We start from the raw sequence: 14,280 nt of genomic DNA, 5'->3' as shown, positions 1-14,280 counted from the left end.
TTTATTTTCTTATAAATCAATTTGTTAACATTATTTCTTTCTGATTATCAAGGAGTAATGTTTTTGTTATTTTTGTGTTTATAATCACAAATTATTTACATTAATTTTACAAAAATATAGTTTACGTAGGGAAAGATCTTGTCTAAGTGCGACCCAGTTTAGAATCAAAGTACAAAATGTATTATCAGGAAATGTGCATATATATGAAAATATGACATGTTTTTGATATGAATGGTGCTCTTCTGAGAGGCGTCACAGCAAATTTGGAAATTGCCCATACTGTGCATTATCTGACAGAGCTTCCAAAAAACAATCCGTTGTCAGTAAGGAAATCACCCGAAACCGCGATACAAATACGTCGATAGGTTTAACTCTCTATCAAGGATAAATTGATACAATAGTTTTCTTTTAAAAACAGTGACTATGAGCTGAAACGCCCTTTCAATTTATACCGATTTCCGGGAAATAACAGCCTAGCACTGGAAACGGTGTAATGAGTCGACCAGGTTCGGCGGCTGATTAATAAACAAGGGGTACCCGATTCAATTTGCAGTAACTTGCAGGATCGGGGATCGCCGGCAATGGCTTCCACGATGTGTTCACCTTCCGTTAACGGTGCAATGATTGACAAATAATCGTGTGGCGTAAGTTTTGTGAAGTCTTGTTGCAAATAATCGGGAACCGCTTGAGCATTGACGTAACGATCTTCTATCTGAACAGGGATATCGTTTTCATAATGGATAATAATCGACTGGTAAATCGGCGTACCCGCGATAATATCCAATTCAACAGCCTGTTTTACGTCAGCATTCAGCTCTGATAACTTGATTATTTTACAACGATGCTGATGAGAACGGGCTGAGATCTCATCAGCAATGCTGTGAATTTCGAACAGTGCGGATTGTCCTTTCGGTTCAGCGACAAACGATCCCACCCCTTGTAGCCGCACTAATAACCCTTCAGCGGTCAACTCACGTAACGCACGGTTGGCAGTCATACGGCTACAGTTAAACTGTTTAACTAACTCAGCTTCTGATGGAACACGATCATTTGATTTCCATTCACCGGTATAGATTTTTTCGATGATGGACTGTTTCACTTTGGCATACAGAGGGACAGGTTTGGCAAATGGTCCTGATAAGTGTGTCGTCACAATAAATTCCTTGCTGCTATAAAAATGCTAAGCGATTAATTATATTCACTTTATCAGGCTATTTTTGCCAAATAAAACCGCACAATAATATTGTTATTTTAGATAATCAATACCACCAATGTGCTAATTGCCAAGCAAGGCGTGCTGCTGCCTTTCCTCCGATTCCTTGAATATCAAATGTTGGATTGAGTTCAACCAAATCAGCCGCCTGTAATTTACCACTCTGGCAGATTGGTTGAATCAATTGCAAAAGACACTCCAATGGTAGCCCCAGTGCCGCCGGCGCAGAGACTGCCGGCATCTGATAAGCAGGCAATACATCGAGATCGATTGTCATATAAATCAAATCAACTTGTTGGAGTGTATCTTGTATCTGCCGCTGCACTTTGTCTAGCATGGTTTCGTTACATTGATTATCCCAGATAATCGTAACGTTTAAGCGGTTGGCTTCATCTACCAATGCCTGGGTATTAGACGCCAAACTTGCGCCAACACAAGTGTAGTGAAACTGGCGTTGGTGTTGTTGACAATATTCAGCAAGCTGACGAAAGGGTGTGCCGGAAGTCGGCTGCGGCGATCGCCGTAAGTCGAGATGAGCATCGAAGTTAATAATACCTATGCGTTGATGTGGGAAAGCATCATAAATTCCAACACCATGGGCAAAAGCGGTTTCATGCCCACCACCCAACACTAGGGTACGCACATTCTGATGCTGGCATTGGGTAATTGCATCAGCCAGGGCTTGTTGAGCCTCACTCAATTGATTGGGATTAGCGCGAATACTTCCCAAGTCCACCAATCTGTCATGCCCTTTATGGCTGGCCATATTGGCCAATGCTTTACGCAAATAATCAGGACCTTGATTGGCACCTGGCCTACCCTGATTGAGTTTTACCCCTTCATCACATTCAAACCCTAACAGCGCAATAGCGTGAGGAAATTCTTCCGGCGTAAAATACGGGGACAATTTAACTGTTTGAAAAAGCCGTAGTGCATTATCCGCTTCTGACAAATCATTTCGTCCTTGCCAAATAGTCGGTGAAGTCGCGTGCCATAAATTCATTTGCTGTTCCTTATCTGCTGTATGCTGGAATGTGTAATAGCTCCACGAAATACCCGAATATTCAATGGGTTACAGCCAAATTCATAGAAAATATCAACGAGATTTTCTGCATCCCAGACAATAAAATCGGCGTAAGCACCTGCGCGCAACTGTCCGTGATGCTTTTCCCGGCCTAATGCACGAGCTGCATGTCGGGTTACACCTAACCACGCCTCTTCCGGAGTTAATCCAAATTGGACACATGCCATATTCATCGCCATACGCAGGGAAGCAAACGGGCTGGTTCCAGGATTAAAATCCGTAGATATTGCTATCGGTACATTAAATTGCCGTAATAAATCGATAGGTGGACGTTGTGTTTCCTGCAAAAAGTAGAAAGCACCAGGGAGCAGAACAGCTACCGTACCACTACGGCTGAGAGCCTCTACTCCCGCCTGATCCAGATATTCAATGTGATCAACGGAAAGGCCATGATAACGGGCGACTAGTTCACTCCCGCCTAAATTGGACAGTTGTTCCACATGTCCTTTTACTGGAATATTCCAGCGTTCAGCCTCCTGAAAGAGCCGTTCGGTTTGTGCCAGATTAAACCCCACGCTTTCACAAAAAACATCTACGGCTTCGAACAGCTTTTTCTTCCAAAGCTGCGGCAGGATGACTTCACAAATCAGATTTATATAGGCATCAGGATTATGCTTATATTCAGGCGGGCAAGTATGAGCGGCAAGCAATGTCGGGCTAATTTCTATCGGATTATGCTGCGCCAGGTTTTGTGCGACCTGCAACAGCTTTTCTTCGTTTTCCAGATTTAATCCATAACCCGATTTAATCTCAATAGTCGTTACGCCTTCGGCCATAAATGCAGCAAGACGCTGCTGTGCAGGGTGTTCAAGTTGCTCAAGAGAGCTGGTTCGAGTCGCAGAAACTGTCGCATTGATCCCCCCACCCTGAGCACTGAGTTCAGCATAAGACATACCGTTTAAACGCTGTTCCCATTCATAAGCCCGGTTACCACCAAAAACCAAGTGGGTGTGGCAATCGATTAAACCTGGGGTAATCAGACGTTGTTGGGCATCAATTACCTGACAGCGGCTTGTCTGTAATGTTGCTGTGGGCAAAATCGCTAAAATCTTGTCATTACGCACCAGAAGATCATGTTCTTTTAATAATCCGTAAGCTGCATTGATAGAAGGGTCCATTGTTGCCAATCTTGCATTACGCCAGATGACATCAGTATCACGCAGTTCTATTGCCATGATTAGCATCCTGTATTCATCAGTACCTGATCAGTCAGGCTATTAGTTGTATATACATTTATTTTCCAACCAACAATAATTGTCAAATTATTTTGCTGACTACCCGGATACACTTTCTTATCAGCATTTTTAGGCCACAAACCAAGTAAAATCAGGTTTCATTTAATATAATCAGGTTCAATCGTTAAAAAGATGCAGTACACTTGTCACAAAATAGTTTGATTAACTGAGCAATGATGAAGAATAAATATTCCCTGAACGAGGAAGAGATTAGCTTGTTTAAAGAATCGGTAGCAGGCACCAAACGCATGAATCAGGATACCGTCTTACATCCTCCCGAAAGAAAAAAGACCAGCCATATTGCCCCTGAGCGAATACAGCAAGAGCAAATTGATGCAAGCTACTATTTTTCTGATGAATTTCAGCCCAACCTTGATACAGAAGGCCCTACCCGTTACGTAAGGGAAGGTGCAAGCCATTATGAACTGAAAAAACTACGCCGAGGTGACTATTCACCAGAACTGTTTCTTGATTTACACGGACTCACTCAAATGCAAGCCAAGCAGGAAATTGGAGCATTGATCGCGGCTTGCCGCCGGGAACATGTCTATTGTGCCTGCGTCATGCACGGCCACGGGAAACACATTCTCAAACAGCAAACCCCGCTATGGCTGGCCCAGCACCCAGATATCATCGCCTTCCATCAAGCACCGAAAGAATGGGGTGGCAACGCCTCATTATTGATACTTGTCGAACTTGATGATCTCATATATCGCTGAATTATCAGGCCTTTGCTGCCAATTGTGACGGACTGACCTGCCAGATAAGAGTTCCTTTGCCAGTTTGGTTGTCTAAATCCACACATGTGATTGCAGACGTTGCAAACATCGGTGGTGTTTCTGCCGGACATAATTCAGCAACCAAATAGCCGACTAACGGTAAGTGGGAGACAACCAAAACAGCGTTATATCCTTGTTCAGCAAGAACCTGTAGATAACTGCTAACCGTAGCCGCATCACCTGATGGCGTTAATCCTGGCAATACGTCTTCACCATCCGGTAATGATAAGGATTTGCGAACAATCTGTAACGTCTGCTCAGCGCGAATATAAGGACTCACCAATACAAGACCAATCTGAGGCTCCTGTTGTGCCAACCAACGAGCCATTTCTTGTGATTCATTACAACCACGAGGAGTGAGTTGCCGGGCTGCGTCGCTGATTGCATCCAAAGCTGCGTCGCCATGACGCATAATAAAAACTTGCATAATCCACCGTATGAATGAGTTAGCGCAGTTATCTTGCTGATAATAAATATCAGTAATCTAACCTGAGTTATACAATAAAAATTATTATCACAAAGACATTTCAGGTATGGCAGCAGGCATTCTACTCAAAACAAAAACAAATAAAATGATTGAACAACAGCCCAATGGGTATTGCTTGAAATTAAAAGAGATCTTTTTTCTTCAAAAAGACTAAAGATGATTCCGGCACCTCAGAAACACCGGAATCAATTTTTTCATAAATATAATAATAGGTTACTACGGATAGAAATTTTTATTCTGTTCAGCCATTTTTACTAAGTGATCACAAGGGACAAATCTATCTCCATGCTGACTTTCCAGCCTGCGTAAAATCTCCACCACTCTGGCACAACCCAGACTATCGATATAGCGGAATGGGCCACCAAAAAATGGTGGAAAACCAATGCCAAATACCGCACCAATATCACCATCACGCGGGCTTCTGATAATCCCTTCATCCAGGCAACGAACGGCTTCATTAAGCATCAACATCACACAACGCTGAGCAATTTCTGAGGAGATCATACGCGACTCAGGTGTAATATTCAGCAAAGTATAAACTGAGCTATCAACCTTTTTGCTTCGCTTACCAAACTGCCAGAATTTTCTGACCTCTGATGTATACAAATAGAAGCCACGGCCATTTTTCCTGCCCTTACGGCCATCTTTCAGTACCGCATCAAGAGATTCAGGTGCAGCAAAACGCGGCCCTAGCTGCTCTACCAGAATCGGCATAATTTTGGTGCCAACATCAATGCCAACTTCATCTAATAAATTGATCGGCCCGACCGGAAAACCAAAATTAACCAATGCCTTATCTATGTGATCAATCGGTTCTCCTTCTACCAGGCAATTCGCGGCTTCACTGATATAAGGAACAAGGATCCGGTTCACATAAAACCCTGCTTTATCACCGACCACGATAGCGGTTTTACCCTGTTTCTTTGCCAGAGCAACCGCAGTAGCAATCGTTTTTTCACTGGTTCCTTTGTGTGGAATAACTTCCACCAAAGGCATTTTATCCACTGGGCTAAAATAATGCAGACCAATAACCTGCTCTGGTCGTTGAGCTTTTTCTGCAATCTGATGGATAGGCAGTGAAGAAGTATTGGATGCAAATACGGTTTCTGGTTTAGTATTCGCTTCAATTTCCGCCACCATTTGCTGTTTCAGTGACAAATCCTCAAATACCGCCTCAACAACAATATCTGTCTGTTCGAAACCGCGATAATCCGTCGTTCCTGAAATCAGCATCATTTGTTGAGCACGCTCTGCCGGGCGTAATCGTTTTTGCTTCACCCGTTTAGACAATAAATCCCACGTGTACTTTAGTACCTGACTAATGCCCTTTTCATTAATATCTTTGATACGCACCGGTAGTTTGCCACGGATGGTTGTTACATTTGCAATTCCCCCGCCCATCAAACCACCACCTAATATACCAACCCGTTCGATTCTCGCTGGTTTCTCTGATGAACCGGTTTCATTTTTCAGGGAAGTTGCAGCAAAAAACAGATTACGTAAAGCGGCAGATTCCCGTGTCATTGCTAATTCACCGAATGCCGTTGCCTCGGCCCGTAAACCTTGGGTCATACCTTTCTCAAGACCTTCTTTGACAACAGCAATAATTCGCTCAGGAGCCGGATAGTGCCCACGCGTTTTCGCCAACGTCTTTTTACGAACGATATTAAACAAAAAATATCTTCCCACCGGCCCAACTAACAATCGCTGTTGCCATGGCAAAGATTTACGCACCGGAATGCCTTTTTTAACTTTTTCAACAGCGACTTCCAGCAAAATATCCAACGGCACCGCGTCATCCACCACACCGAGCCGCAATGCCTGTTTCGACCGTAATTGCTTGCCTGTCAGAATGATATCCAGAGCTGAACTGACACCAATTAATCTTGGCAACCGCTGAGTACCACCTGAACCCGGTAATAACCCAAGTTGAACTTCAGGTAATCCAAGACGGGTTTTATCATCCAGTGAACAAATACGCCAATGACATGCAAGCGCCAGTTCCAGACCGCCCCCTAAACAAGCGCCATGAATCGCCGCTACAACAGGCAAAGGATAATTGGCTATTTGAGAAAACAATTTCTGACCCTTTTCAGCCAGATCTTGTGCCTCTTCTTTGGTTTTACACCCGGCAATCATGGAGATATCAGCACCGGCAATAAAAGTATCCGGCTTACCGGAAATCAAAATTAACCCTTTAAGACCGGAAGATTGCTGAGCTTGTTTGAAAACATGCAGAAATTGATCAACAAATTCTGCTTTCAGCGTATTTACCTTTTCTCCCGGAACATCAATAGTAATAACACCGATCTTGTCCGGCCTTATATCAAAACTGAAAACAGAAGCTGTCTGTTTTGCATCCGCAGTGATGGTTGCAGCGTCATGCTGAGACTGAGTCATTATTCCACCTCCAATACCATAGCTGTGCCCAACCCGCCAGCAGCACAAGCAGTCGTTAACCCCAATCCGCCGCCACGACGACGCAACTCATTCAATACCTGCGTCACCATACGAGCCCCTGTTGCTGCAAATGGGTGCCCATAAGCAATTGAACCACCCAAGACATTAAATTTATCCATGTCGACTTCACCAATTGCTTGAGCACGCCCTAATTTATTACGGGCAAATTCATCACTGGCAAACATTTTCAGGTTTGCCAGTGTCTGAGCAGCAAAGGCTTCATGCATATCAATTAAAGTCAGATCTTTCAGCGTAATACCTGCACGATCGAGCGCTATTGGCGTCGCGTATGACGGCCCCAGTAACATATCCTGCCAAACATCAATTGCTGAGAATGCATAGCTACGCAGATAACCAAGCGGTTTCATTCCCAACTCTTTTGCCACAAATTCACGCATCAATATGACTGCCGCTGCGCCATCTGTCAGCGGTGTACTGTTTGCGGCAGTGACAGTGCCGTACTTGCGGTCAAATGCCGGACGCAGCTTCGCATAGGAAGTTAATACAGAATTTGTACGAATATTATTATCTTCAAGCAATGCTTCACGGTATGGCGGGAAATGAGCCGTCATGACTTCATCAACCAACAATCCCTGTTCCCAGGCTTTTGCTGCCAGAATATGGGATCGATGTGCCAATGCATCCTGATCTTCCCGGCTGATACGGTAAGTCTTCGCCATTTGTTCTGCGGTATCTCCCATACGCAGACCTGTGGAATATTCCGCTACCGCCGGAGATACAGGCAATAAATCACGAAATTTAAGGCGGCTAAATAACTTAAGACGCTGTGATAAAGCTTTCGCTTTATTCATATCCACAAGAGTACGGGCCAAGGATTTAGTCACCCCAATGGGCAAAACAGAAGAGGAGTCCGCTCCACCCGCAATTCCGATATTCACCGTACCGGCCATAATGCTTTCAGCCACATTGGCAATCGCCTGAAAGCTAGTCGCACATGCACGGGATACACTGTAAGCATCAGTATTCACACTCAATCCAGCACCAAGAACGATTTCACGGGCAATATTCGGCGCTTCAGGCATTTGCACCACTTGTCCAAACACCAGTTGATCAATCTTTTCAGGGGGTAAACCACTCCTGGCCACCAATTCGCTGACGACTGATTTACCCAAATCCACAGCCGGTATGCCGTGATACGATGTTGCCTGTTTAGCAAATGGGATACGTAGCCCGCTGACAATAGCGATACGATCACCTTGCTGTGTCACTTTTGTTAAAGGACGACTCATAACGGGGCTCCTGAAAGATTATCGTTAACTCAATCAAATTACTGAAAAAAATTTTTAACCGACCTGGACAGGTCTGACCTGATAGATCATTGTTAGCGTAATGTTTATAAATAGCAAACCTGAATAAACTAAAAATGAGAGGAAGCGCAACTTTAATTTATTTAATAGCTAAATAATTTCAATGCTTCTTAGAGCATGTTCGCAAGCGGTAAAAAAGAAATAACAATAAGGAGGAATTCAACAAAATACCCCGCTATTTATCAAAATAGCGGAAAACCAGAACTTACTCTTTATAAGTAACTTATCCTGCTGAAATTTGATCTCAGAATTTCATTGTTAAACGTTTTTATTAACATCAAAAATCATTTTTTTGTTAACTGAGTCGCGTTTTTGATATCAATTTGATCATATTTTAAAAACATTCTTGCAACACCAACTGTTATCAGACCTATACTTCACGATTGGTCTGATTTGTCATCAAGACAAACCGACTCTACAATCCTGCGCTCCTTGCTAAGATAAGTGGCATAGTTAAATAATAAACAAGAGGGTTTTGGTCATGAACCAGAAAAACCTGTTCACCCGTTCAGCATTAGCGGTTGCAGTGGCTATAATTTCATCCAACGCTGGCGCTGCTGGTTTCCAGTTAAACGAATTTTCTACTTCGGCTTTGGGCCGGGCCTTTTCCGGGGAAGGCGTTGTTGCAGATAACGCAACTGTAGGCAGCCGTAACCCAGCAGCAATGACTCTGTTTGATCGCCCATCGTTTTCTATTGGTGCAGTCTATATCAACCCAGATGTTGATATTACCGGTAAATCGCCAATGATAGGTAAAAGTACCAACGCTAAAAACATTGCGCCTACCGCGTGGATACCTAATCTGCATTTTATTATGCCAATTGATGATCAATGGTTTGTTGGTACTTCTGTCACCACTAACTTTGGTCTGGCTACTGATTTTAGTAACAACTATGCAGCAGGCCCTATCGGCGGTAAAACTGATCTGACAACATTGAACTTCAACCTGAGCGGTGCTTATCGACTGAACGATAACTTCAGCTTTGGTTTAGGACTGAACGCCGTTTATGCTGATGCCAAAATCGTCCGCCATGCGGGTATTCTGTCAAATAAACTGAACGGCCTAATAAAACCAACTGATGAAGTTGCTAATCTGTCAGGCAAAGATTGGGGCTATGGTTGGAACGCAGGCATCATGTACGAAGTGGATGAAAATAACCGCTACAGCCTGACTTACCGCTCTAAAGTTAAAGTCAAATTTAAAGACGGTGACTATAAAAACGATATACCTCCTAGGATAGGAAAAATTGCGCAATTACCTGCCACCGGTGGTAAAACTATTAGTGGTAGATTGGATCTCAATTTGCCAGATATCTGGGAGATTTCCGGTTACAACCGCGTAGCACCTAAATGGGCTATCCACTATAGCCTGGCATATACAGGCTGGAGTGAGTTTAGTGAGCTAAAAGGCACCAGAAATAAAGACGGTTCAGTCCTGTTCAGTAAACATGAAGGTTTTAAAGATGCCTACCGGATTGCTTTAGGAACAACTTATTATCACGATGACAATTGGACATTCCGTACTGGCATCGCCTTTGATGACAGCCCGATTCCTGCTGAAAACCGTTCTATCTCTATTCCTGATCAGGACCGTTTCTGGTTGAGTGCTGGCGCAACTTACGCATTTAACAAAGACATGTCTGTTGACGTAGGCGTTTCTTATATGCATGGTCAGAAAGTCACTGTTAAAGAGAAGTTGTCTGAAACATCATCTGACACCAATAAGCCGTATGAATTTGATGCGAAAGGTTCTGCCTGGTTATATGGTGTGAACTTCAACTACGCATTCTGATAATATGTAGTGCCTAAAAAAGGATAGCCTCGCTGCTATCCTTTTTCATTCATAGAGCTAAACCAGAAGTAACTATCAATCAATACTGTCCAACTCATCCTGTAATGCTTCAGCATTTGGATTTTTCGTGGCTTCCAGTTTACCGTCACTTGCCATAAAATCATGGCTCTGGAAATAAGCCTCGCGCATCATCAGGTATGGATCTGATGAATTCTTCAACAAACCATCAGAATCCAGTAAACGAGCACGCGTTTCAATACCTTCAAATACCCATTTACCGGCTGACATCCAGATATTCAGATAACTTAGCATTGGGTAAGTCACATCAGCCCAATTTCCCCCTTCATCACGTAGAGTGAAACTGCCATAGCCCGGCAATACGGCATAAGGACCATACCCCACATCATAATAGCCCAGAGTACTACCAAAGCGTTTTGACTCTTCTTTTGCCAGTTTAGGGTTTGCCATAGTTGCGACATCAATCAACCCGCCCATCCCAAAAATGGTATTCAGGAAAAAACGATTAAAATGTTTCATTCCCTGATATGGGTTACCACGTAAGAAACTGTTTACCATGCTAGCCGGCTCTTCGAGATTACTTAGAAAATTACCCAAACCATTTCGAGCAGGCATGGGTACATAATCGTGCCACACTACCGCAACCGGACGTAGAATATAAGGATCAAGAACATCATAATTAAAACTGAACATTGTACGGTTAAAACCTTCCAGAGGATCTGAACGCCCCTGCTCAACAGTATTAGATGAACTGGCACATCCCACCAGTAATGCGGCTGTAAGAGCGATTCCGCCCAAACGATACGTCATACATTTCTCCAAGTAATAACTTCTTAGATCCGGCAAATCAATTTATGTATTACCCACCGATGATCATCAATAAATAAATATTACTGACAATTCAACTTGAATGGTACTCAAATTGAGTGGTTGCTAAATAGGCAAACAGTTCATAACGCCTTATCTTAGGAAAGAAAAACAGTTATAATGCGGATATTGTCCCCTTAGTTAAATGGATATAACAAGCCCCTCCTAAGGGCTAATTGCAGGTTCGATCCCTGCAGGGGACGCCAGAACAACACCTCACCAACTTTCATACAGCCTGACTTTTCCTTTATAAATAATAAGATAGGCTAACAGCCTTATGTTCTTGGTATACATTCCAAACACAATATTCCATGAAAACAGTATAACAACACTCGTATAAAATGTAACCAACTCATGTTAATAGAAGCTCTATTTGCAGAATCTATAATCATATGCAATTTCTAATTATCCCTAAAGTACAAGTCGATGTTACAGTGGTATATAAATAAATCAGTAATTTTTTCATATATGAATTAATATTTTTATAAATAACTTTTCAAAATAGTGATACACCTTGCCAACGCCTTACACAACAAGGGTTGTGGTATGCATAGTACAAAGCAGTTCATCAGACGTCAGAGTGGCCCTTTTCAGATATCAATCGAATAGACCAACTGTATCGGTATTATGAAATTCTATTTATAATAAATAAAATACAATTTAATATTCAGGTTATTAACATATTTTTATAATTAATAGCTTAAAATAAACCATACAATCAATGATTATAATTTATTAATTTACAAAACAAAACCCAATAAATAAACAAATAAAAAACTTTATTAATTTATTATAAAAATATCTCTTCATTGAAAATCTAATTATTAAAAAAATATTACATCCATAAACAAAAATTTAATTTAATATATTTTTCAATATGAAATATTGTTTCCAGTTGGTCACATACAATTATTCATTTTAAATACATCTCCAGATTCCTAATAGCATTGCAATAAATCAATACATTTACCACCACCAAACAATACTTATGAAAAAATATTAATAAAAACAATATCTTAAATATAACTTCGCATATGTAATTCAAATATATTTATATTTTCAGAGATTTTAGTCAGATATATACAATCACTAGTTTCAATATGTATATATCTGTCTTTATAGCTTAATCAATCAATGAGAGTTGTTGCCGTAAATATGTCCCTGAACCTAATAATCCAGGTTGCGGATGAGTAATCAAATAAACAGGAATCTGTTGTACTAATGTTTTAAAACGCCCTTTATCCTCAAATCCATAAATGAAATTCGATTGCTTAAAGAAATCAAAAAACCGCGGCACTATACCACCAGCGATATACACACCACCAAAAGCTCCCATATTTAAAGCTAAATTCCCGCCAAATCGCCCCATAATTTCACAAAATAGTATCAGGGCACGATGGCAATATTGACAACTTTCATCCAATGCTCGTTGTGTCACTATTTCGGGTTCTAACTCTTCCGGCTGGCTATGATCCAAAATTGCAATGGCTTGATAGAGATTCACTAATCCACTACCGGACAAGATTCTTTCTACCGAAACATGCCCCAGTTTACGACGTAAAACAGCTAATATTGCATCTTGTTCTTCACTATTTGCCGCAAAATCTACATGACCTCCTTCACCAGGTAAACTTATCCATTGCTTGCCTGCTTTTATCAAATGAGCCACACCAAGGCCGGTTCCAGCCCCATAAACAACAATGGGTTTATCTTCAACCGCTGCTCCCCCTCCCAATTGAACTTTATGTTCCTCTGTCAGCATAGGGATAGCCATAGATACGGCAGTGAAGTCATTAATAACATCTAACTTTTCTAGCCCAAGCGCCTGTTTCAGCTCACTAATAGAAAATGCCCATTGGTGGTTGGTCATTTCCACCCAATCACCATTTATCGGACAGGCAATAGCGATACAAGCATAAGTTATTATTACTTTTTGCTCCGCCAAATAGTGGCTGATAATAGACTCCAACCCAGCGTATTGTTTTGCACTATATGTTTTAATCTGGTCAATAGCCCCATCTTTCAAATTACAAAGTGCTAATCTGGCATTCGTACCACCAATATCAGCCACGAGTCCGTAGAGATTCATTTTTATATCCTAATAATTAGCTAATACAACAATTACGTAAAGCTTATCCCATCTGACATTATTGGTATAGGTAGTTTGGACACGAATATGACTTGCACAACCGGGATATCACATATTCAAGATGATTTGCCAGGCCAGAACCTGCAACTAATGAATTAAAAGCTAACTGCTCTACCGACTGATCTAATGATGATCTCTCTATGGGGAATTATACGAATTATGTCTTTCAAGATGGTGGGTCGTGCAGGATTCGAACCTGCGACCAATTGATTAAAAGTCAACTGCTCTACCGACTGAGCTAACGACCCATCTATAGGAGAACTACTCTAACTACGTCTTTTGGAATGGTGGGTCGTGCAGGATTCGAACCTGCGACCAATTGATTAAAAGTCAACTGCTCTACCGACTGAGCTAACGACCCATACCAAAAAGGTGTGATACTGCTGAAACAATCTAATGAAGTGGTGGGCGATACCAGATTCGAACTGATGACCCCCTCCTTGTAAGGGAGATGCTCTACCAACTGAGCTAATCGCCCACTTCATAATGACTATTACTGCCTTAAACCACTGAATTTATGATTGGTGGGCGATACCAGATTCGAACTGATGACCCCCTCCTTGTAAGGGAGATGCTCTACCAACTGAGCTAATCGCCCAATCATAAATTCATTTTTATCACAACGAGTGGTGGGCGATACCAGATTCGAACTGATGACCCCCTCCTTGTAAGGGAGATGCTCTACCAACTGAGCTAATCGCCCCGTCGTGATGGAGTCGCATTATAGGGATAGTTCAGGATGAGTCAACGCTTTTTCTAGGGAAAAATATCGTTCGTCTCAAAATTAAACAAAGGTGAGATAATTATCATCACTCAGGGTTCAGTTTAAGCAGATAGGCTGACTTTTCTCAACAACATCCCGCTAACA

10 protein-coding genes and 6 tRNA genes are annotated in these 14,280 nt (G+C 42.0%); 3 read left to right on the top strand and 13 right to left on the bottom strand.

The genetic code is table 11. The annotated features are described in order from the left end of the window. Positions 1 to 421: 421 nt before the first annotated feature. The 3 genes from hutC to hutI all read right to left on the bottom strand — a co-directional run bounded on the left by hutC (position 422) and on the right by hutI (position 3,472). Positions 422 to 1,153: a histidine utilization transcriptional repressor HutC gene (hutC, locus tag PTE_RS03455; protein ID WP_036843201.1), complete on the bottom strand. Its 732-nt coding sequence runs from the start codon at positions 1,151 to 1,153 to the stop codon at positions 422 to 424. A gap of 106 nt (positions 1,154 to 1,259) precedes the next feature. Beyond that, positions 1,260 to 2,216 carry a formimidoylglutamase gene (gene hutG / locus PTE_RS03450; protein WP_036843200.1) on the bottom strand — a complete coding sequence of 319 codons (957 nt, stop codon included), beginning with the start codon at positions 2,214 to 2,216 and terminating at the stop codon, positions 1,260 to 1,262. Next, on the bottom strand, positions 2,213 to 3,472 hold the full coding sequence (hutI, locus tag PTE_RS03445; protein WP_036843198.1) for an imidazolonepropionase: 1,260 nt from the start codon (positions 3,470 to 3,472) through the stop codon (positions 2,213 to 2,215). Before hutI ends, hutG begins: the two co-directional genes overlap by 4 nt. A gap of 236 nt (positions 3,473 to 3,708) precedes the next feature. Between hutI and smrB the strand changes: the two genes are divergently transcribed. Beyond that, positions 3,709 to 4,251, top strand: coding sequence for an endonuclease SmrB (gene smrB, locus PTE_RS03440; RefSeq protein ID WP_036843197.1), 543 nt, complete (start codon positions 3,709 to 3,711; stop codon positions 4,249 to 4,251). 4 nt (positions 4,252 to 4,255) lie between these two features. Here the strand turns inward: smrB and sixA are convergent, their stop codons facing one another. The 3 genes from sixA to fadI form a co-directional block, all read right to left on the bottom strand. Beyond that, positions 4,256 to 4,738 carry a phosphohistidine phosphatase SixA gene (gene sixA, locus PTE_RS03435; protein WP_036843196.1) on the bottom strand — a complete coding sequence of 161 codons (483 nt, stop codon included), beginning with the start codon at positions 4,736 to 4,738 and terminating at the stop codon, positions 4,256 to 4,258. A 276-nt stretch (positions 4,739 to 5,014) separates the two neighbouring features. Continuing rightward, positions 5,015 to 7,198, bottom strand: coding sequence for a fatty acid oxidation complex subunit alpha FadJ (gene fadJ, locus PTE_RS03430; RefSeq protein WP_051477116.1), 2,184 nt, complete (start codon positions 7,196 to 7,198; stop codon positions 5,015 to 5,017). Next, positions 7,198 to 8,508, bottom strand: a complete 1,311-nt coding sequence (fadI, locus tag PTE_RS03425; protein ID WP_036843195.1) for an acetyl-CoA C-acyltransferase FadI — start codon at positions 8,506 to 8,508, stop codon at positions 7,198 to 7,200. Before fadI ends, fadJ begins: the two co-directional genes overlap by 1 nt. A 559-nt stretch (positions 8,509 to 9,067) precedes the next feature. On the opposite strand from fadI, the gene fadL reads away from it, so the two are divergent. Next, positions 9,068 to 10,378 (top strand): long-chain fatty acid transporter FadL, encoded by a 1,311-nt coding sequence (fadL, locus tag PTE_RS03420; RefSeq protein ID WP_036843193.1) that lies wholly within the window; start codon positions 9,068 to 9,070, stop codon positions 10,376 to 10,378. Positions 10,379 to 10,453: 75 nt separating this feature from the next. Here fadL and mlaA read toward each other — a convergent pair whose 3' ends face one another. After that, positions 10,454 to 11,206 carry a phospholipid-binding lipoprotein MlaA gene (mlaA, locus tag PTE_RS03415; protein ID WP_036843192.1) on the bottom strand — a complete coding sequence of 251 codons (753 nt, stop codon included), beginning with the start codon at positions 11,204 to 11,206 and terminating at the stop codon, positions 10,454 to 10,456. A gap of 188 nt (positions 11,207 to 11,394) precedes the next feature. On the opposite strand from mlaA, the gene PTE_RS03410 reads away from it, so the two are divergent. Next, positions 11,395 to 11,469 (top strand) — tRNA-Arg (locus PTE_RS03410). 917 nt (positions 11,470 to 12,386) lie between these two features. Here PTE_RS03410 and glk read toward each other — a convergent pair. The 6 genes from glk to PTE_RS03380 all read right to left on the bottom strand — a co-directional run bounded on the left by glk (position 12,387) and on the right by PTE_RS03380 (position 14,115). Then, on the bottom strand, positions 12,387 to 13,352 hold the full coding sequence (gene glk / locus PTE_RS03405) for a glucokinase (RefSeq protein WP_036843190.1): 966 nt from the start codon (positions 13,350 to 13,352) through the stop codon (positions 12,387 to 12,389). 232 nt (positions 13,353 to 13,584) lie between these two features. Further along, positions 13,585 to 13,660: transfer RNA gene (locus PTE_RS03400), tRNA-Lys, on the bottom strand. Between the two features lie 37 nt (positions 13,661 to 13,697). After that, a tRNA-Lys gene (locus PTE_RS03395) sits at positions 13,698 to 13,773 on the bottom strand. A gap of 41 nt (positions 13,774 to 13,814) precedes the next feature. Beyond that, positions 13,815 to 13,890: transfer RNA gene (locus tag PTE_RS03390), tRNA-Val, on the bottom strand. 44 nt (positions 13,891 to 13,934) lie between these two features. Beyond that, positions 13,935 to 14,010: transfer RNA gene (locus PTE_RS03385), tRNA-Val, on the bottom strand. A gap of 29 nt (positions 14,011 to 14,039) precedes the next feature. Continuing rightward, positions 14,040 to 14,115, bottom strand: a tRNA-Val gene (locus tag PTE_RS03380). Positions 14,116 to 14,280: the final 165 nt, after the last annotated feature.

The sequence above is a fragment of the Photorhabdus khanii NC19 genome (assembly GCF_000517265.1).
In the GTDB taxonomy this organism is placed as follows: domain Bacteria; phylum Pseudomonadota; class Gammaproteobacteria; order Enterobacterales; family Enterobacteriaceae; genus Photorhabdus; species Photorhabdus khanii.
The sequence above is the reverse complement of the archived record's forward strand: the minus strand, read 5'-3'. Positions and strand labels throughout refer to the sequence as shown.

Bases quoted from the DNA above. Each gene is read 5' to 3' on its own strand.
- hutG (WP_036843200.1), bottom strand. From the start codon at position 2,216: ATGAATTTATGGCACGCGACTTCACCGACTATTTGGCAAGGACGAAAT.
- hutI (WP_036843198.1), bottom strand. From the start codon at position 3,472: ATGGCAATAGAACTGCGTGATACTGATGTCATCTGGCGTAATGCAAGA.
- smrB (WP_036843197.1), top strand. From the start codon at position 3,709: ATGAAGAATAAATATTCCCTGAACGAGGAAGAGATTAGCTTGTTTAAA.
- sixA (WP_036843196.1), bottom strand. From the start codon at position 4,738: ATGCAAGTTTTTATTATGCGTCATGGCGACGCAGCTTTGGATGCAATC.
- fadJ (WP_051477116.1), bottom strand. From the start codon at position 7,198: ATGACTCAGTCTCAGCATGACGCTGCAACCATCACTGCGGATGCAAAA.
- fadI (WP_036843195.1), bottom strand. From the start codon at position 8,508: ATGAGTCGTCCTTTAACAAAAGTGACACAGCAAGGTGATCGTATCGCT.
- fadL (WP_036843193.1), top strand. From the start codon at position 9,068: ATGAACCAGAAAAACCTGTTCACCCGTTCAGCATTAGCGGTTGCAGTG.
- mlaA (WP_036843192.1), bottom strand. From the start codon at position 11,206: ATGACGTATCGTTTGGGCGGAATCGCTCTTACAGCCGCATTACTGGTG.
- glk (WP_036843190.1), bottom strand. From the start codon at position 13,352: ATGAATCTCTACGGACTCGTGGCTGATATTGGTGGTACGAATGCCAGA.